The 19,446-nt window shown below is 62.3% G+C and carries 15 protein-coding genes; 6 read left to right on the top strand and 9 right to left on the bottom strand.

Annotated elements, in window-relative coordinates:
* Positions 1–87: 87 nt before the first annotated feature.
* From ELX51_RS14315 to ELX51_RS14325, 3 genes are all read right to left on the bottom strand, one after another.
* On the bottom strand, positions 88–3,210 hold the full coding sequence (locus ELX51_RS14315) for an efflux RND transporter permease subunit (protein ID WP_127754160.1): 3,123 nt from the start codon (positions 3,208–3,210) through the stop codon (positions 88–90).
* Positions 3,211–4,419 (bottom strand): efflux RND transporter periplasmic adaptor subunit, encoded by a 1,209-nt coding sequence (locus ELX51_RS14320; RefSeq protein ID WP_127754161.1) that lies wholly within the window; start codon positions 4,417–4,419, stop codon positions 3,211–3,213. It abuts the gene before it with no gap.
* A gap of 320 nt (positions 4,420–4,739) precedes the next feature.
* Positions 4,740–6,518: a hypothetical protein gene (locus ELX51_RS14325; RefSeq protein ID WP_206524634.1), complete on the bottom strand. Its 1,779-nt coding sequence runs from the start codon at positions 6,516–6,518 to the stop codon at positions 4,740–4,742.
* Between the two features lie 149 nt (positions 6,519–6,667).
* Between ELX51_RS14325 and ELX51_RS14330 the strand changes: the two genes are divergently transcribed.
* Genes ELX51_RS14330 through ELX51_RS14345 form a run of 4 tightly spaced genes read left to right on the top strand, consistent with a single transcriptional unit; the run spans position 6,668 to position 10,104 of the window.
* Positions 6,668–7,771 carry an inositol-3-phosphate synthase gene (locus tag ELX51_RS14330; protein ID WP_127754162.1) on the top strand — a complete coding sequence of 368 codons (1,104 nt, stop codon included), beginning with the start codon at positions 6,668–6,670 and terminating at the stop codon, positions 7,769–7,771.
* Positions 7,768–8,364, top strand: a complete 597-nt coding sequence (locus tag ELX51_RS14335; protein ID WP_127754163.1) for a histidine phosphatase family protein — start codon at positions 7,768–7,770, stop codon at positions 8,362–8,364. Before ELX51_RS14330 ends, ELX51_RS14335 begins: the two co-directional genes overlap by 4 nt.
* Positions 8,365–8,413: 49 nt before the next feature.
* Entirely contained in the window at positions 8,414–9,172 is a 759-nt protein-coding gene (locus tag ELX51_RS14340) for a TIGR04290 family methyltransferase (protein ID WP_127754164.1), read from the top strand.
* The gene (locus ELX51_RS14345) at positions 9,169–10,104 is read left to right on the top strand and encodes a beta-xylosidase (RefSeq protein ID WP_127754165.1); all 936 of its coding nucleotides are present in this window, start codon (positions 9,169–9,171) and stop codon (positions 10,102–10,104) included. The genes ELX51_RS14340 and ELX51_RS14345 overlap by 4 nt, the downstream gene beginning before the upstream one ends.
* A 17-nt stretch (positions 10,105–10,121) precedes the next feature.
* Here ELX51_RS14345 and ELX51_RS14350 read toward each other — a convergent pair whose 3' ends face one another.
* From ELX51_RS14350 to ELX51_RS14365, 4 genes are all read right to left on the bottom strand, one after another.
* Positions 10,122–11,543: a Coenzyme F420 hydrogenase/dehydrogenase, beta subunit C-terminal domain gene (locus ELX51_RS14350; RefSeq protein ID WP_127755302.1), complete on the bottom strand. Its 1,422-nt coding sequence runs from the start codon at positions 11,541–11,543 to the stop codon at positions 10,122–10,124.
* Entirely contained in the window at positions 11,530–12,594 is a 1,065-nt protein-coding gene (locus ELX51_RS14355; protein ID WP_127754166.1) for a polysaccharide pyruvyl transferase family protein, read from the bottom strand. Before ELX51_RS14355 ends, ELX51_RS14350 begins: the two co-directional genes overlap by 14 nt.
* 123 nt (positions 12,595–12,717) lie before the next feature.
* A complete protein-coding gene (locus ELX51_RS14360; protein ID WP_127754167.1) occupies positions 12,718–13,509 on the bottom strand; it encodes a ZIP family metal transporter in 792 nt (263 codons plus the stop codon).
* A gap of 4 nt (positions 13,510–13,513) precedes the next feature.
* The gene (locus ELX51_RS14365; protein WP_127754168.1) at positions 13,514–14,575 is read right to left on the bottom strand and encodes an ATP-dependent DNA ligase; all 1,062 of its coding nucleotides are present in this window, start codon (positions 14,573–14,575) and stop codon (positions 13,514–13,516) included.
* 89 nt (positions 14,576–14,664) lie between these two features.
* Between ELX51_RS14365 and ELX51_RS14370 the strand changes: the two genes are divergently transcribed.
* Positions 14,665–16,068, top strand: coding sequence for a dipeptidase (locus tag ELX51_RS14370; protein WP_127754169.1), 1,404 nt, complete (start codon positions 14,665–14,667; stop codon positions 16,066–16,068).
* Between the two features lie 22 nt (positions 16,069–16,090).
* Here the strand turns inward: ELX51_RS14370 and ELX51_RS14375 are convergent, their stop codons facing one another.
* Both ELX51_RS14375 and ELX51_RS14380 read right to left on the bottom strand, forming a co-directional pair.
* Complete coding sequence (locus tag ELX51_RS14375; protein WP_127754170.1) at positions 16,091–16,975, bottom strand: PfkB family carbohydrate kinase; 885 nt, start codon at positions 16,973–16,975, stop codon at positions 16,091–16,093.
* Positions 16,972–17,919, bottom strand: coding sequence for a pseudouridine-5'-phosphate glycosidase (locus tag ELX51_RS14380; protein WP_127754171.1), 948 nt, complete (start codon positions 17,917–17,919; stop codon positions 16,972–16,974). The genes ELX51_RS14375 and ELX51_RS14380 overlap by 4 nt, the downstream gene beginning before the upstream one ends.
* Before the next feature lie 401 nt (positions 17,920–18,320).
* On the opposite strand from ELX51_RS14380, the gene ELX51_RS14385 reads away from it, so the two are divergent.
* Positions 18,321–19,412: a polyamine ABC transporter substrate-binding protein gene (locus ELX51_RS14385; protein ID WP_127754172.1), complete on the top strand. Its 1,092-nt coding sequence runs from the start codon at positions 18,321–18,323 to the stop codon at positions 19,410–19,412.
* Positions 19,413–19,446 lie beyond the last annotated feature (34 nt).

A 19,446-nucleotide genomic window follows, 5' to 3' on the forward strand; every position in this document is an offset into this window, starting at 1 on the left:
TGGCTGGAATTGTCGCTGCCACGCCTTGGGCCGGCTTACCCTCACAACGGGCAGCAGTACGAATGGTTCCCTACTAACCCTTTATATTTACGTAACAATTTGCTCAGGTTCATCGGATGGCGCCTTGGGCAGGAAGCGCCGGCTGAACCGCGCAAAGCTATCGAGATAGGTCAACATCACCGGCACCACGACCAGCGTCAGCGCCGTGGAACTCACCAGCCCCCCGATCACCGCCTGCGCCATCGGCGCATTCTGCCCACTCCCCTCATGCAAACTTAACGCCAATGGCAGCATGCCAAAGATCATCGCGAGGGTCGTCATGATGATCGGGCGGAACCGGGTGCCGCCCGCTTCCACCAGCGCCTCGTAAAGGTTCCAGCCTTCTCTGACATGCTGATTTGCGTTGTCTACCAACAAGATAGCGTTCTTGACGACAAGGCCCATCAGCATGATGAAGCCGATCACCGAGAACATGTTGAGCGTGGACCCGCCGATCAGCAGCCCCACCATCACGCCAATCAGCGCCAGCGGCAACGACACCATGATCGCCAGCGGTTGCAAGAAACTGCCAAACTGGCTGGCCAACACAAGATAAATGGCAATCACCGCCAGCAGCAGCGCCGAACCGGCCGAACTCGCGGTTTCGTTGAGCTGTTCCACATCCCCGCCCAGTGAAACACTATATCCTGCTGGGAGAACTAAGCTTTCCGTCGCGGCCTGAACCGCTGGCATGACGTTGCCGAGTTCAACACCAGCGAGGCCGGCCTCAACACTGACCTGGCGCGACAAATCCTGCCGCAAAATCTCGCCCGGCCCGGTGGACTGGACGATCTCAGCGACTTGATCCAGCCGCACCATACCATTGGAGCCCGTGGCCCCGCTCTGGGTAATCGGCAGCGACCCCAACGCGGTAACGTCATCGCGCGCCCACTCCGGCAGCCGGACGGAAACCGTGTAGCTGTCGCCATCAGGCGCGGTCCAATCGGTCACATCCTGACCACCCAGCATGGGACCAAGCGTATTGCCGATCTGCTGCAAGCTGACTCCAAGATCACTGGCGCGATCCCGATCAATGCGCACGCCCAGGACGGGCTGGGCGGCATCGAGGCTGGATTGCACGTCAACTAGGCCCGGGATTTCCTCCATGCGCGCCTGCAACTGGTTGGCTAGCCGCTCCAGCACAGCGAAGTTGTCGCCATAAATTGTCACCGAGATCGGCGCACTTAGCCCCCCAAGTCCCCCCGCAGCACCCACCATGAACGTCGCTCCCGGAATTTGCGCCAGGGCCTCGCGCACCGGGATGGTCATTTCTGTTGGCGTGCGCTCACGCAGTCCCTGATCCACCATGGACACCACAATCGTCGCGCGGTTGTCACCTGTGGTCGTACCCGCATTGATTGTCGCATAGGTGCTTTCGACCTCGGGGAAGCGCTTGAGCGTTGAATCCACCTGCAGCACCTTGCTGGCCGTGTATTCGATGGAGGAACCCGGAGGCGTCTCGATCTCGACCTGGAATTCACCCGTATCAGTCGCCGGAACAAACTCCACGCCCACAAGTGGGAACAAGAAGAAGGTGCCGACAAAGGACAGCAATGCAATCCCAAGCGTGATCTTGCGGAATTTGAGGCACCAGCGCAACAGGCCACGGTATCCCTGTGCGATCCACTCAAAAAACCGGTCGAACTGCGCCACTGCGCGCCCCACCGGCCCGCGCTTGGCGCCCGGATGGGCGGCCGGATCATACCAGACGCTCGACATCATCGGATCAAGAGTGAAGGCCACAAACAGTGAGATCAGCACTGCAACGGACACGGTGACTCCGAACTGCAGGAAGAACCGGCCTAAAATGCCTTCCATGAAGGCGACCGGCATGAACACGGCAACAATGGATAGCGTGGTGGCGAGCACCGCCAGGCCGATCTCGTTGGTGCCATCCAGCGCTGCCTGCCGGTGCGACTTGCCCATATGCAAGTGCCGCATGATGTTTTCGCGCACCACAATGGCGTCATCGATCAAGATGCCGACGGCCAGAGACAGTGCCATCAACGTCATCATGTTGAGGGTAAAACCCAGGAAATACAGCACGATCATCGTGCCGATGATCGAGATCGGCAGCGTCAGCCCCGTGATCACGGTCGAGCGCCAGGAATTGAGGAAAAGGAACACGATAACGACGGCGAGAACCGCGCCCTCGATCAGCATGTTCTGCACCGCATGGAAAGACTGCTCGACCGGAATGGCGTTGTCCCTGACGATGTCGATGCGCACGCTCTCTGGCAGTTCGTTCGCCTGCAGATCGGCCAAAGTGGCGCGCACCTGCTCGGCGACCTGCACCGTGTTGGCGCCCTGCGTCTTGACAACGTCAATCGCCAGCGCCGGCCGCCCGTTCAGCAGCGCGAGGCTTTCCACCTCCGCCTGCCCATTCTCGACGACGGCGACGTCGCGCAGATAAACTGGCTGACCACCCTGGCGCCCCACGACGATGTCGAGGAAATCGGCTTCCTCGCCGATGCGGCCCTCGACCTGGATCGATTGCACCTGCGCACCTTCGGTAATGGAGCCTGCCGGTAGGTTCTGGTTCTCCTGGCGCAGCGCCTGCAGCACCTGGTCGACCCCAATATTGAACGCGTTCAGGCGATCAGGATCGACCAGCACATTGAGTTGGCGCGGCACGCCCCCGACCACAGTCGCGCGTCCTACGCCGGGAATATTGGATAGCCGCGTGACAATCTCGTCCTCAGTAAGCGCCGTCAGATCGCGCGGCGACATTGTTTCCGAGCTGACTGCCAGCGAGATCACCGGCAACTCGGAAGGATCGAAGCGAAGCACCTGCGCATCCCCGGCGTTGTCGGGAAAGTTCGCTTCAACCGTGGCCAACCGGTCGCGAACATCCTGCGCCGCCGTCTGCGAGTTGACGTTCATGTCAAAGATGATGATCACGAGGGCCTGCCCGGCCTGCGAGGTCGACTGGATGGTGTCGAGCCCACTGATCGTGTTCACTGCCTCTTCGATCGGCTCGACAATGTCGTTTTCCACGGCCTCAGGGGAAGCGCCGGGATAACTCACCACCACGGCAACCACTGGCAGGTCGATATCGGGCAACTGCTCGATGGGCAGTCGTTGATAGGAGTAGATGCCGAACACCAGCATCGCCACCATGATCATGGTGGTAAAGACGGGCTGATTGACGCTGATTCGGGTAAGAAACATCTAGCCCTCCACCATCTCGACGCGATTACCCGGCTGCAACTGGCTCAGGGGAGCGGTAACGATCATGTCGCCAGGCTGCAGACCCGCTGTGATCTGCACCAAACGGCCCCCGTTCCAGGTGGACCCTTGCTCGATGGCTTGACGCACGACGTGATCGCCTTCGACCTTGAGCAGGAAGAACCCTTCGGCATCCTCGCGCACCGCACCGGTAGGTACCGCCAAGGCGTCGACCGCTTCGGCAACCACGATCTGGCCGGTGGCGAACATACCGCCGCGTAACAGGCCATCGGGATTATCGAGGCCAATGTAAACCGGGATGGTCCGAGTGCCTGCTACGGCTACGGGGTTGACCCGATCAACCGTGCCGTCAAAGGTCCGGTCTCCAAACCCTTCCACGTTGATCAACACCGGCTGCCCGGCGGCAACGAGGCTGCTCGCGCCCACCGGGGCGGCCGCATCCATTTCCATCTGGCTGAGATCGACAATGGTGAAGAGGGGCGTTCCAGGTTGCACGGTCTGACCCGGCTCCACCGCGCGCTCTGAAATGATACCGCTCATGCTGGCGCGCAGGGTGGCGTTTTGCACCGCAATGCGCGCCGCCTCCACCTGACCTTCCAAGGCAGCAAGATTGGCGCGTAGCGCATCCACACTCGACTGCGCCTCTTCAAGGCCGGATGAAGCGGACAGTCCGCGCTGGATCAGATCAGTGGTGCGCGCCAGCTGACTTTCAGCGAGCTGCAACTGGGCACGAGTGGCTTCGGCGGTGTTGGTCTGCTGGTCGAGCTGAATTTGCAGGCTCTCGGTGTCGAGCTGCATGAGCACATCGCCCTCGTTCACCGTGTCGCCCGGCCGGGCCAGCACGGCCACAACCCGGCCCGCCACCTGCGAACCCAACTGGGTCTGGCGCTGTGGTGCAAGGGAGCCCGTCACCTTGACCAATTGCTGCAGCGTCTGAGGCTCCACCTGGGTGATCTCGAGAGGATTGAGCTGCATCACCGGCTCGGCCGCCTCAGCGACCGGTGCCTGCTCAACGGGAGCCGGTTGGGCTCGCATCCAGAGGAAATAGCCCACCCCGCCCAGCACAAGCAGGGCCAGCACGATCCAGGGTCCGAGCCGCCGACGCGGTTTTAGCCCTGCGGTTTCCCGGGCCGCATTGTCGCGCTCACGTTTACTTTGCGCCCATTCTGGCTTGGGTGTGTGCCCAGTCATGGTGTGTTCCCGTCTTGATGGGGCTGGCCCCGATATCTTCCGCAAGAGCCCGGTTCTCGCGCCCCTTTGAACCGGTCGGCGGCCAAAGCAAATGTCAGCCTATCTCAGACGCAACGCGGCGTCCTTGTCCCCCATCAATGCTTAAGCCCGCCAACCAGCACCGCCCGAGAGTGCAGCCCTCGTTCACGCTTTCGAGTTTCGGCCGACTGGGCTACTGCCTCTGGCCACCCCTTCGGTGTCATTCCGGTTGGAGACCGTCAACCTTCCCTGCTCACGTCAAGTGATTTGGTTTACGACACATTTCGGCAGCCCTATGGCATTCACCTTGCCCCAGCAAATTGGTTCGGCGTGGGAGGTGAATGACCAGATAAGCACGCGGCCGCTAATTTGGCGTAGCGTTGCACCATTGCGCGGGCGGCCTCGGCATCCGCACCACCATTACTGCCGGCAGCAAAGCTCCAGAGGCCGATCTGAAACCCCAGATAGCACAGCTCCATGGCGTCGAGCAGTTCCAGATCGGCAGGCCGGCCCGCGGCTGCTGCCACCTTCTGGGCGAGGCTGGTGCGTTCGGCCGCCGTGAGTTCCAGCTCGACTGCCGCCCCGGCGAGATCCCAGGCAATGTCCTGACAGCCCACCAGGTCGTGGGCCGAGTCGTGATCCAGTGCATCGGTCTTCAACAATCGCCCCTGCGGGGTGACCAGCCACTCCCACCAGTGCAGGCGATTGTCGGTATGAGCCGGTTGCACTCGGTCAGCGAGCGCCTCCGGAGCGCCCAGTGCCATGCTGACCCGCTTGGACGCATCCTCCCCCAGCACCACGCCGATATTGTATCGCGCCATCTCGTACAACTCGCCAAGCGATGCCCCCGCAGCGTCGGCGGGAAAGGCGCGCGCGCGAAAGCTAAGGTACTCGCCGACCTGCTCCAGCAGCCAGCCCCGTTCTGGCTGTGCTTGGCGCAGACTGCTGCCCTCGGCCCAGCGCTGCACGAGGAAGCCGTGGCACATACCCGCGATTTCCGGGGTCCATCCCGCTTCGACCAACTGGTGCCCGCGCCGCAGCTTGTCGTCCGCCATGCGGCCCAGCCCGGCCCATTTCACCAGCCAGGTGCCCGTTGCCGAAACCGCCAGCAGCTTGCGTTTTTCTAGCCCCGTGTCGACAGGCGGCCAATTGGCCGCATCAGCTGCTCCAAGCTGCCGCCAGCCGCCTCCCGAGATATCCCGCAATGGCTCCTGGAGCGGCCCGATCAAGGTCTTGACCCAACCCGCAAGGCCGCCCATGAAACCAGTTCTGTTCAGCACGACACTGTCAAAACCGACGCTGTGGCGTTGTGCTCGGGCCCAGCGTTCGCGATGACGGGACTCGGCCTGAGGTCCTAAATCTCCTGTATGGCTGGGGAAGAAGTGGATCTGCTCGGGCGTAATGCCGGCAGCCTCCAGCCAATCGGCAAAGCTGCCGAAGGAACTGCCCGATAGCCCCGGGCCTTCGTCTACTATGGCGAAGTGGGCTTGCGGGTCTGCGAGAATTCTGGCGGCAAGCCCTGGTGCGACGGTGATCTGCCGATGATAGGGGTGCCCATGAGGGCGCAGCGTGAACATGGAATCGGCGCCCAGGCCTGCCGCAACCATGGCGGCGAGACCCGTGCCAATGCTTCGTATGCCGAGCACCACCGTTTGGGGACCCAACCCCGATCGTTGCGCTGCCAGGAGATAGCCTTCGGGAAAAAGGGCGTAGAACGCATAGCCCTCACCTTGTTTGGTGCGGATCGAAACCGAACGGCTGAGTTGGTTCAGCTGTTCGACGGGAACTTCGCCGCATTGAAGTTCGCAACCGGCCCAGGACCGTCCCACCATCCCGGCCAGCCCGATCAGCAGGGTGCTGCTTGCTAGTGCATCAGCGCTCCAGTCGTCAGCTTCATCCATCTTCCAGGCGATATCGAGCAATCCTTGCGCCAACTCGCCGGCACGGATGAAGGCACTTACCAGCGCCGCATGCCGGGCAATTCCAGGCGGCATCCCTTGCAAACCCAGCAGCTTCTGGGTAATTTCCGCCCCCAGATCCCGAGCATTTTCGAGCCGCTCGGCGTCGCCATAAACCAGCATTTCCCCAGACTCCCTTTACTCACGGCGCTCGGCAACGCACAATGCAGCTCTGTGTTAGGCGCCAGGAGGCGTTCCCGCGCAACGGGAACCAAGCCCCCGGGGCGCCGTTTTGCACCAGCATTGTAGATGCTTAGCGAGGAATATAGGGCATGGCTTCAAAGAAGATTCGCATCGGGCTCGTAGGGGTGGGCAACTGCGCATCTTCATTGGTTCAGGGACTCACCTATTATCGCGACGCCGACGGCAATGAACCTGTGCCGGGGCTCATGCATGTGGACCTGGGCGGCTATCATATCCGTGACATCGAAGTTGCGGCGGCTTTCGACGTTGCCGAGGGCAAGGTCGGGCGCGATGTCGCCGAAGCCATCGGCGCCGAGCCCAACAATACCCATCGCTTTGCTCAGGTTGCTCCCACGGGGGTAACCGTTGAGCGCGGCCCCACTCTGGATGGCATTGGCAAATACCTCGCTGACGCAGTAACCGAGTCTGATGCGCCGGTTGCCGACGTGGCCGCTATTCTGCGGGACGCGCAAGTGGACGTGCTCATCTCCTACCTACCGGTGGGCTCGGAAGAGGCGACGAAGTTCTATGCCGAGCAGGCCTTGGCTGCCGGCTGCGGCTTTATCAACTGCATTCCCGTTTTCATCGCCTCGCGCGCAGAATGGGAACAGAAGTTCGCTGACAAGGGCCTGCCAATCATTGGTGATGATATCAAGAGCCAGGTTGGCGCCACCATCGTGCATCGCATGCTCGCGAACTTGTTCCGCGAGCGCGGCGTCAAGCTCGACCGCACCTATCAACTCAATTTCGGCGGCAACACCGATTTCCTCAACATGCTGGAGCGCGAGCGGCTGGAATCCAAGAAGATTTCCAAAACCCAGGCGGTCGCGAGCCAGATCGACGTTCCCCTTCCCGCCAACGACATCCATGTCGGCCCCAGCGACCATGTGCCGTGGCTGACCGATCGGAAATGGGCCTATATTCGGTTAGAAGGCACAACTTTTGGTGGTGTCCCGCTCAATGCAGAACTCAAGCTTGAAGTCTGGGACTCGCCCAATTCGGCTGGTGTCGTGATCGATGCCGTGCGCTGCGCCAAGCTCGCGCTCGACCGGGGCATTGGTGGTGCTCTCGTGGGCCCCTCGAGCTATTTCATGAAGTCCCCGCCCACCCAGTTCACCGATGACGAAGCGCGGCAGCGCACGATGGCCTTTATTGCCGGCACGGAGGACGGGCTGCTCGGAGCGGCCGAGTGACCACCACTTTTTATCTGGTCCGCCACGCAGCCCATGACAATGTCGGGGGGTTTCTGGCCGGACGGACGCCAGGCATCCGGCTGGGTGAAGCAGGCCGCGCCCAAGCTGCACGGCTTGGCCAGCGCATGGCGAGCGAGCAGTTCGATGCCATTTATGCCAGCCCGCGTGAACGGACGCAGGAAACCGCGGCGGCGATAGCAGCTGAGCGCGATTTGCCGGTCCATACTGCGCCAGAACTCGATGAAGTGGACTTCGGCGCCTGGTCAGGCAAGACTTTCGACGTGCTCAATACCGACCCAACCTGGCGGCAATGGAACACGATCCGCAGCCTCAGCCGCACGGCCGGTGGAGAATCCATGCTGGACGTGCAACGCCGGGCACTCACATTGCTGGAGCGCCTTGTCGCGGAGCATGAGAACGGGCGCCTCGTGCTTGTCAGTCATGCCGATATTATCAAGACATTGGTCAGCTATGTTCTGGGCCTTCCCATTGACGCCTGGCCCCGTTTCGATATCGGCCCGGCATCCATCACGACAATTGTCGTCGGTGACTGGGGCGCCAAGCTCTGGACGCTGAACGAAGTTATCTCCTAGCCAGCGTGCCCGTATCATCAGCATCCAAGCGCAGCAACAAGGAACAGTCATGGCTTTGTCGGCCGATGAGTTGAAACAAAAGATTGAAACCTTGGGGCCGTGGTTCCACAATATCGATCTGGGCGGCGTTTGGACTGCGCCTAACCACTTCCTGGGCGATTATCCCGGCCGCAAGTACCGCAGATTTGCTGACGCGATCCCCGCTGACCTAACGGGCAAGAGTGTGCTCGATATTGGCTGCAACGCCGGCTTCTATTCACTCGAAATGAAAAAGCGCGGCGCCGACCGCGTCCTGGCGGTCGATTTCGATGACCACTACCTCGACCAGGCCCGCTTTGTCGCCGAGACAGCGGGAGCCGATATCGAGTTCCGCAAGCTCTCGGTTTACGATGTCGGGGCGCTGGGCGAGAAATTCGACGTCGTCATCTTCATGGGCGTGCTCTACCACTTGCGCCATCCGCTCTTGGCGCTCGATTTGATCCGCGAACACGTGGCCAAGGACCTCCTGGTGTTCCAATCCATGCAGCGCGGGTCGACCGAGATCCTGCCGCTCGAGAGCGACTACCCGTTCACCGAAACCGCCATTTTCGACCAGCCGGGCTATCCCAAACTCCACCTCATTGAGCAGCGCTACAGCAACGACCCAACCAACTGGTTTGTGCCCAATGCCGCGGCCGCCGAAGCTTTGCTGCGCAGCGCGGGTTTTGAGATCATCAGCCACCCCGAGCAAGAGGTCTATATCTGCCGCACTGCGGCACAATCCCCCTATGCCAAGCCGGTCTACCCGGCCACAGGAGCCACTGCATGATTGAAGCCGCGATGATCTGGAACGAGCCCAACAACAAATCGCATTGGGACCCCGAGATCGACCCCGATTGGAGCCGTTTCGGCCAGATGGTCAATTTGGCGGCCGACGCCATCAAGGCACAGAACCCGGCGATCAAGCGTGTGCTCGGTGGCATTTCCCCCATCGATCCCGGCTTCATCAATCGCATGAAGGGCTATGGCGTGCTCGACCGGCTCGACGCCGTCGCGCTGCATGGGTTCCCTCTCGACTGGAACTTGTGGCAGATCGGGGAATGGCCAGCCAAGGTCGACGAAATCCGCGCTGTGACCGACTTGCCGATCTGGATCAGCGAAGTGGGTATTTCCACCTTTGGCGCCGAGGAGGTCCAGCTTTGGGGCCTGCAGCGTACCGCCGAGCTGCTCAAGGGCAAGGTTGAGCGCATCCAGTGGTACAGCCTCTACGATCTTCCCCGCGAGTGGGAGGCCACCACTCGCCACCGCGAGGCCGAGGGCTCATCCTATTACCGGCACTTCTATATGGGGCTGCTGCGGGAAGACGGCACGCCCAAGCCAGCCTACGAGGAGTTCCGCAAGCATACGCCCGATATGGGCGTGGTGCAGTGGTTTCATTACCACGATCACCGGCTCGATGATGCCGTGCGGCACATGAAGGATTTGGGCGTCACCTATATGCGCACCGGCCTGTCCTGGGCCGATAGCTTCCGTCCCGATGCGCTGGATTGGTTCGACCGCCAGATGAAGGCGCTCGAAGACTTCAACGTCACGGTGACCTTCTGCTTTACGCCAGAACACCGCGGTATCGCGCCCCATCACACCAGCGCTCCGCAGGTGCCCGAGGAGTTTGCCGAGTTCTGCCGCCAGATGATCGAGCGATATGCGCCCGCTGGCGCGACCAAGGTTAGCGACTCAACCGCTGCACCGCTGCGTGTTTGATCCCTTGGGGGCGGCTGTTAGCCGCCCTCACCCTTGATCTTGAGCTTGTCCACGAGCTTGCCGATGCGCCCCCGCCCATAGGCCACGCCGTGGTAGACCGCCAGCGCCGCCCGGCTCCAGCCCACATAAAGCCGAGGCTGGCCGGTCTGCTTGGCAAGCCAGGCCATGCGGTGGCTCCAGGCACTGATACCAAAACGCATCATGTAGATGAGCTTGCGCCGCGGCGCGATACCATGCTGGTTCGGTGCGACACGCTTTTTAGGCCGAAGGCCCGGTTTGGGCCAACTCAGCCGATATGCGAGCCCCTCGCGCCGCTGCCGGAACCCCGCAGCCTGCGTTTGCACCACAAACTCGTGGTCGACCGGCTGCAGATCCAGCCGCCCTTCGCCGATGGCGTTCTTCACCAGACCATGCACCAGCGGCGAGCGCACGATCACCACATTGGTGCCGCGCCCGTCCGATGAATAGGGCTCCACCCAGGCGTCGCCAAAGGCGATGTCGGCGGTTTCCGCCACCACGTCGTCGCAGTAATTGCAGGCCGAGTTCATGAAGAAGCCCGAGCCCCAATCGCCATCCACGAGGTGCCACCAGTCCTGCGTGCGGGCGCTGCCATCGCGCTGCGTCAGCTGTGCCGTGTACCAATTGGCAGGCCGGTCAGGGTTCTTGAGCCGGTACTCGACTTTTTGCACCTCGCTCCACTCCGCCCCCATCTGCCAGGCAAAGCTTTCGATCATCCGAGCGCTTTTCATGTGGCCGCAAAACAGCCCCAGCACGAAAACGATGCGCTCCTTGAGGACAGGATCTTCCTCGCGGAGGAGATTTACCGCCTTGATAAAACAGGGGATGCCCACCACTGCATAGCGTCCGGGCACGGCACGAATTTGTGCGATGACCCCGGCCATATCCACGGGGTAATAGCGCGACTTGGCGCCGCCCCGCAGTTCGTCAAGATCACGCGAGATGCGATAGCGGAAAAAGCCATTGCCGGTTTCGGGAAGCTCGGGCGCGACATGGGCGACGCCTTCCACCAAGCCTTGGCGCAGCAACTCCGCCGCAACCCAGCTGACCATTCCGCCCGAACTGCCTTCGGCCCGGAAATCGGGCTCGGCGACGGCGCCAACATAAGCCGCCTCATAGCGCCCGATGCGCGGATCGCTGAGAGGCGCCTCGGCAAAACGCTCCAGCGCCAACTGATCCTCGTTGCGCGCCAGCGGCGAAAACGGACAGGTGCGCGAGAACGCCTCGGTGGCCTCGCCCATGAAACTAGCCGGACCGATGGGCTTTTTCTGCCCATAGGCATCCCAATCCATCGCCGCCGCACCGTTATTCGCCTGCGCGACGCAACTGCCGCAACCGATGCACAGCCCCGCGCGCACAATGGCGTCAGGACTGACCAGTTTGGGCTCCGCCCGCTTGGGCGCCGGATCAAGCAAGGACATGGTCGAGATAGCCGTTGGAATGGACACGCAAGGCTTCGATCCGCGCTGCCACCATGGGGTCGAGAGCTTCTCCCAGGATGGCAGCATATTGCTCAGCCGACGTCTCGGCACTGGCGAGGTGCCGTTCGGCCCCCACCGTCGCCATGAGATCCCGGACCTTGTTGGAGCGGTAATCGGACAGCGCGGCGGCAAATGGCTTGTTGTTCAGGAGCGCGAACACGCAGCCATGGAAGAAATTGGTGGCGACTGCGCTGGCCCCAGCAATGAAGCGCGCGAACTCCTCGGGACCCGCTTCGATCCAGCTTTCGTCGGCCCAGTCATTGCGATAGCCAATGCTGACGAGCCGGAGCCCCTTGTCCTCCGCGAACCGGCGCACGCCCTCCCGGAACCATCCGGACAATCCATGACCATAAACCGCCAGATAAGGCGCCTCAGCCACAAGCGGCTCCGCCGTTGGCGGGAATTGCAGGCAAGGATCGAGCACCAGGGTTGGCTCGAACCCCAAGGCTTCGCTGACGAGGCGATGAGAATTGGCGTCACGCACCGCGATGGCATCGAACTGCCGCAACTTGTCCGCCCAAACCGGATCAAGGCCATCGCCAGCGGGGTAATTGCCAAAACTGGCGGCGTAAGACGCTAGTTTTCCCGCGCGCAGCCCATCGCCATAAAACAGGGGCACCGCGCCGTACCAGGGGTGACGCAGGTTCCAGACTTCATCGCTGCCGACAAGGATCAGGTCGAAGATTTCCATGGTTTCGGCCGCATCGAGGGCAAAGCGCTGCGACAGCGGCAGCGTGTCAAAGGCGGCAAAGAACTTGCCCATCTTCTCGCGATAGCGCGGATAATCTTCGGCCGAGGTCTTGATCGGCAGGAGCGGCTGCAGTGCGCAGCGCCACTCCAGGCGATTGACCCGGGCGGATTCATGTTCAAGCAACACGGCGTCGAGGCCGCGCGCGCGAAGACCTTCCACCAGTTGCCGCGCCTGCCAGTATGAGCCGTAATTGATACACCGATGAAAGGTGAGAACGCCGATCCTTTGCGGTGCAACCATGCTTAGACGATACCTGAAACAATAAAGAACGCTGCCTTAAGAACACGAGGGACCGTGCGAAGGCAATGGTGCCCCCTCTCAGCCGGCGTCGAACTCGTCATCGACCGGGTGGCGTTTTCAACGCTAGCCTGCCCCAGCCTCAAGGTTGGACAGAACCATCACGAGGACGAAGCCAAGTCCGATCGCAATAGCGGCCGACTGCTGGAACTGGTGGCTTTCCGCTTCGGGCAGCAAACTACCGATGGTCAGATAAAACATGGCGCCCGCACCCAAGCCGAGAAGGCTGCCCAGAACGGGTTCGGGTAGGCCTTTGAGCAGGAACCAGCCGACCATTGCCGAAACAAACAGCGAAACGCCGATCAGGCTGGTCCACAGCAAGGTCTTGCGGGCGGCGCCTTCCTCTCCCGAAGCGGCATCAATGGCTCCGAGGCTCAAGCCCTCGCTGATATTGTCGAGAACGATGGCCAGTCCTACGATCAGTGCCACCCGCAGATCCGCAGCGGCGCTGACCCCGATCGCCAGTCCCTCGATCAGTTCTTCAGAACTGGTCGCCGCCCCGATCACTGCGACCTTGCGCGCTCCCTTGTTGTGGCGCTTCTGCTTGGCGTCAACTGCCGGCTTCTGGTCTGCCTCAGGCCCGGCCAAGGCACCGTGGTTTACCAAAAGATCCAGCCCGTAGACCAAGGCGAACCCTACGGCAAAACAGACCGCAACCAAGGCCAGCGGCGCCCGCTCCAAAGCGCTGGGCACCAGTTCGAAGGCAAAAGTGCCCAGCAGCACGCCCGCGGCCAGGCCCACGGCCAGGCTCAGGAACAGCGATGACGGGCGGATTCGCGTGGCGATGAAACCGCCGAGTGGTGAGGCAAGGCCCGCAACCAAAGCCACGCCGAGTACAGGAAGCAAGCCGTCCATGATGTTCCTAGAGGTTCAGCGCAGCCAAGCTCTCGGCCGAAGCCGCCGGGGCGATCTGCTCGAAAGTGCATTGGCGTGGCGCTTTGTCCGGACGCCAGCGATGTAGCCGCGTGCCATGCCGGAACCGGCCGGCCGTAACGTGGTCGTAGAACACCTCGACCACGAGTTCGGGTTTGAGCGCCACCCATTGAGTCGAGCGCTCTGTGCTCCAGCGGCTGGGGCCGCCTGGAGCGTCGCCGGTAAAGCCCTCGCCGCCGGCAAGCGCCTCTACCCTCGCGGTGATTTCGGCACGGTCGCGCGAAGCGATGCCCGAGGTAAAGCCCACATGATCGAGCAAGCCTTGCTCGTTATAGAGCCCGAGCAGCAGGGAGCCGACCTCGTGATTATTGCTCCCGTAGCGAAAGCCACCAACAACGCAATCGGCGGTCCGGATGCGCTTGATCTTGAGCATCGCCCTCGTGCCACTCTGATAGGGTTCGTTACTGGGCTTGGCGATGACCCCGTCGATTGCTGCGCCGGTCTGCCCCAGCCAGCCTTCTGCAACGGCTCGATCTTGGGTACGCGGGGACAAGCGCAGCCGCGCGGCCTCCGGGGCATGTGCCAGCAAGGCTTCGAGCTTTTGCCGCCGCTCCGAAAATGGCGCGCCGATCAGACTGGCGCCGTCTTCATCGGCCAGCAGGTCAAAGGCCACGAGCAGGGCTGGGGTATCCGCCGCAAGCTTGCGCACGCGACTTTCCGCGGGATGCAGCCGCATCTGCAGGGCATCAAAGGACAAGGTGCCGGCGGCGGGAATTACCAGCTCGCCATCGAGCACGAACTGCTCGGCAGGAACCTCCGCGAGCGCAGCAACCATCTCCGGGAAGTACCGGCCCAAAGGCTTGCCCGACTTAGCAAAGAGCGCGACCTCACCTCCGGCCTTAACGGCAATGCAGCGAAAGCCATCCCATTTCGGCTCGAACTGCCAGCCCTCGCCTTGCGGCAAGTCCTCGACGAGCTTTGCTTCCATGGGCTCAATGAAGTCAGAAGGCGGGGGTGGGGACGGTGTCGCGATCTTGTGCACTTTGGGCATGGGGGATACTCCGCTTCTTCAAGCGGACTCCCTTGCCCTTGGTTCCCGCAAGCCGCATGGTCCGGCCAATTGCCGCGAAAGGATTACCTATGATGAACACCAGTGCGCTCGACGCCGTCCTCGCCCAGGTTGACCAGGGCCTGGACGCTAGCCTAGAACGGCTCAAAGCCCTGCTGCGCATCCCCTCTATCTCGACCGATCCAGCCTTTGCGCAGGATTGCCAGCGCGCCGCCGATTGGCTGGTCGAGGACCTGCAGGGCCTCGGCTTTGAGGCCGCTGCCCGCCCCACGCCCGGCCACCCGATCGTTGTCGCCCATGGTCCACAAACACCCGGGCCGCATGTGCTGTTCTATGGCCACTATGACGTGCAGCCGGTCGATCCCCTCGCGCTCTGGCACACCGACCCCTTTGAGCCCGTGATCAAGGAGGGTCCCGAAGGCCGCACCATCATTGTCGGCCGCGGCGCCTCGGACGACAAGGGGCAGTTGATGACCTTCCTCGAAGCCTGCCGCGCCTGGAAGGCGGCTACCGGCAGCCTGCCGGTGCGCGTCTCCGTCATGCTGGAAGGCGAGGAAGAAAGCGGCGGCAAGAACCTGCCCGGCTTCATGCAGGCCAATGCCCAAGAGCTGCGCGCCGACGTGGCGCTCGTGTGCGACACCGATATGTGGGACCGGCAGACGCCTTCCATCACCTCCATGCTGCGCGGCCTGGTGGGTGAGGAGATCACCGTCACCTGCGCCAACAAGGATTTGCACTCCGGCATGTTCGGCAATGCCGCGCGCAATCCCAACCAGGTCGTCGCCGATATTGTCGCCTCCCTGCGCGCTCCCGATGGCAGCGTGACGCTTGAGGGTTTTTACGACGACGTCCCCGAAATCACCCCCGAGCTGCGCGCGCAATGGGAAGGTCTTGGCTTCGACGAGGCCGCGTTCCTTGGCAGTGTCGGCCTGTCGATCCCGGCCGGGGAAGCGGGTCGCTCGGTGCTGGAAACGATCTGGTCGCGCCCGACCTGCGAGATCAATGGCATCTGGGGCGGCTATACCGGCGACGGCTTCAAGACAGTGATCCCCTCGCAAGCAAGCGCCAAAATCTCGTTCCGGCTCGTTGGCAATATGGATCCGGACAAGATCCGCGCCGCCTTCCGCCGCCATGTGGAAGCTCGGATCCCGGCCGATTGCACCGTGACCTTCAAGGAACATGGCGGCTCGCCTGCGGTAACCGTGCCCAGCGAGGGCATCTATCTGCGTCAGGCGCTCAAGGCGCTGTCGGACGAATGGAACAAGCCGGCCGTTATCACTGGGTCGGGCGGCTCGATCCCCGTGGCGGGCGAGTTCAAGTCCATTCTCGGGCTCAACACGCTACTGATCGGCTTTGCCCATGTGGACGATGCGATCCACTCGCCCAACGAGAAATATGATCTGGAAAGCTTCCACCGCGGCATTCGCGCCTGGGTGCGGGTGCTCGCCGCCTTTGCCGATTCCGCCAAGGCCTAACGTGTATTGGACAGCCGGCAGTTCAGGCCGCCGGCTGTCCGCCCAAGAACTGCACCGCCTCGGCACCGGCCACAATGGCGCGCGCCAGGGCATCAGCCGGCTCGGCCCCCCCCAGATGGGCCGCCACAAAGCCCGCGGCAAAAGCATCGCCGGCCCCCGTGGAGTCGACGACCGGAACCACGGGCGCGGGTAGCGCCAGCCGCAGGCCGTCCTTGCCGCCTAGGGCGGCGCCATAGCGGCCGCGCTTGATCACCACATTGCTGAAGTGATCCCCCAGCAGCCGCATCTGCGGCTCAAAGCCAACCACCCCGCAAAGGGTTTCCGCCTCGGTGTCGTTGGCAAATAGCCAGTCGGCGCCACTGGTCCAGCGCAGGAACTCGGCCGGCCCAACCTCATCGAGAAAGCCGATGGACGCGGGATCGATAGCTACCTCGATGCCGCGCGAGCGAGCGGTGGCGAGCAGCGCCTGAACGGCATGGCGCGGTGTTGCAGCAAAAAAGCTGTAGCCCGATACCATTACCATTCCGACACCCTCAAGCAGGCTTGGGGGCAAGTCTTCAGCACACAGATGCAGGTTTGCCCCGCGGTCGGTCAGGAAGCTGCGCTCGCCGTCTGGGTCGAGCAAGGTCACCAAGACCCCTGAGGGCAGGGATTTGTCGGCACCAAGCGCCGGGATCACTCCCAGACCGCGGAAGTAGTTCTCATACATCGGCTGGTCCGCAACCCCCACCCGAGCAGCAAACAGCACTTCTGTCCCCATGGAACCCAGCCACACGGCCTGGTTGGCGCCCGAACCGCCGGGGCGGCTGCGAATAGTGGCGCGGCGGTCCGAGCCTTGCACGACAGGGCCTTCAGGCTGGACGATGACGTCCGTCATCACGTCCCCGATCACCAAGACCCGGCTCATGCGCGATGCAGCGTCGGCTTGGGCGATGCGCGCTCGGCCAGTGCCACGGCAATCTGGGCGGCAACGGCGGCGTTGTTTTTCACCAGCTCGATATTGGCCTCGAGTGACTTGCCTCCGGTAAGCTCGAACACCCGCTTCAGGAGGAACGGAGTGAGGGCCTTGCGGCTGACGCCTTCCCGCTCGGCATCGGCGATGGCTTCGGCGATGCGAGCTTCAATGGCTACAGGGTCAAGGGCTGCAGCTTCCGGGATGGGATTGGCGATCAGCACGCCGCCGAGCCCGAGATCGGCCTGCATGGCGATGACGCGGGCCAGTTCGGCAACGTCGTCAAAGCGGTGATCCACCTTGTGCCCGCTTTGACGGGCCCAGAAGGCAGGAAAGTCATCGGTGCGATAACCCAGCACCGGCACGCCATTGGTTTCCAGCACTTCAAGGGTCTTGCCGATATCAAGAATCGACTTAGCGCCGGCACAAACAACGGCAACTGGCGTGCGGCTCAGTTCCTCGAGATCTGCCGAGATATCAAAGGTTTCCCCCGCGCCCCTATGCACCCCGCCGATGCCGCCGGTGGCAAACACGGAAATGCCAGCGAGCGCGGCGATCTGCATCGTGGTGGCAACCGTGGTGCCGGCCATCACGCCCTTAACGAGGAGCGAGGAGACATCGCGTCGCGAGGCCTTGGCGGCAGTGGCGCCTTCCTGGGCGAGGCGCTCAAGGTCTTCCCCGCTCACCCCCACGCAGAACCGGCCATCCATGATGGCGATGGTAGCAGGCGTTGCGCCATGTTCGCGCACCACGGCTTCCACCTGCTGGGCCATGGCCAGGTTTTGTGGATAGGGCATGCCATGGGTGATGATGGTGGACTCCAGCGCCACCACGGGTTGGCCGGCTGCGAGGGCTTTTTTGATGCCGCTGCTGACTGAAAGATAGGCTCTGCCGTCCATGGGAAATCGTTCCGCTGCCAGAATAAAGGCGGTTTTGCGCCAGTGTGCGCGGCGGCTTGTGCGCCTTGTCGACGCAGGGCGTCAAGTGGGTCTGCGTGTGGCGCCATTTTCCCTTGTCGCCCCCGGCATTTGGCTCTAGTTTGGCAGCAATTCCAGCGTTGAAAGGGCACTTCGCTGTACACGGTTTGGGTTGATCGCGCCGTCTGCGCGGACCGATTTGCTCCCGGCTTTGGGCTCACGGCAGCAGTTTGTTTCAGCGTTCCAGCGCGCTTGTTCGCCATGCCGGCAGGGGCTCTTGCCTCGCCGGCGCCACAAAGATGAACGCCCTCTGAACATTTGTTCAGGCGGCCAGTTCGCCTCCCTTTTCTATCTCTATTTCCATCTCACAGGAGCTCCATCACATGAACAAGTCGCTCGCACTTGCCCTCGGCACGCTCATGGTCGCGGCACCCGTCCTCGCCCAGGAAGAGCCCGTGCTCAATGTTTATAACTGGTCGGACTATATCGCCGAGGACACCATCGCCAATTTCGAGGCGGAAACGGGGATCAAGGTCAATTACGACGTTTACGACACCAACGAGATCGTCGATGCCAAGCTTTTGGCCGGCTCGTCGGGCTATGACATCGTGGTGCCGAGCGGCAATTTCCTGCAGCGCCAGATCCAGGCCGGTCTGGTGCGTGAGCTCGACAAGTCGCAGCTGACCAATCTGGGCAATCTTGATCCCGCAGTGATGGCGACTGCTGCCGACTTCGACCCGGACAATGCCCATGCCGTGCCCTATATGATCAACACGATCGGGCTGGGCTACAACACCGCCAAGGTGGCGGAAGCGCTGGGCGCCGATACGCCGATCGACAGCTGGGATCTCCTGTTCAAGCCCGAGAACGCGGAAAAGCTCGCGAGCTGCGGCATTGCCGTGCTCGACAGCCCATCGGAAGTGGTGGGAATTGCCCTTCATTATCTCGGGCTCGATCCCAATTCGGAAAGCGAAGAAGACCTGGCCAAGGCCGAGGAACTGCTGACCGCAATCAAGCCTTCGATCCGCTACTTCAACTCGTCCCAGTATATCGATGACCTGGGCAATGGCGAAATCTGCCTGGCGCTGGGTTATTCGGGCGACGTATTCATTGCTGCCGATGCGGCAGAAGAAGCCGGCCAAGGCGTGGAGGTGGGCTATCTCATTCCCAAGGAAGGCGCGGGCACGCTGATCGACTTCATGGCCATTCCCGTGGATGCGCCCCATCCCGAAAACGCCCACAAGTTCATCAACTACATCCTTGAGCCCGAGGTCGTGGCCGCGATCACCGATTACGTGTTCTATGCCAACCCCAACCTGCCCGCGACCGAGTTCGTGTCCGACGAGGTCAAGAACAATCCTGGCATCTACCCGCCAGCCGAAACCGTCGCCAAGGCCTTTGCCCTCACCGCGCATAGCCCCGAGTTCGAAGAACTCTTGACCCGCACCTGGACCCGCATCAAAACCGGCCAGTAACAATTCCCACCCATCGGGGGGCGGCCGCTGCGCC

Origin of the sequence: Devosia sp. 1566, from assembly GCF_004005995.1 — a bacterium.
Taxonomy (GTDB): domain Bacteria; phylum Pseudomonadota; class Alphaproteobacteria; order Rhizobiales; family Devosiaceae; genus Devosia.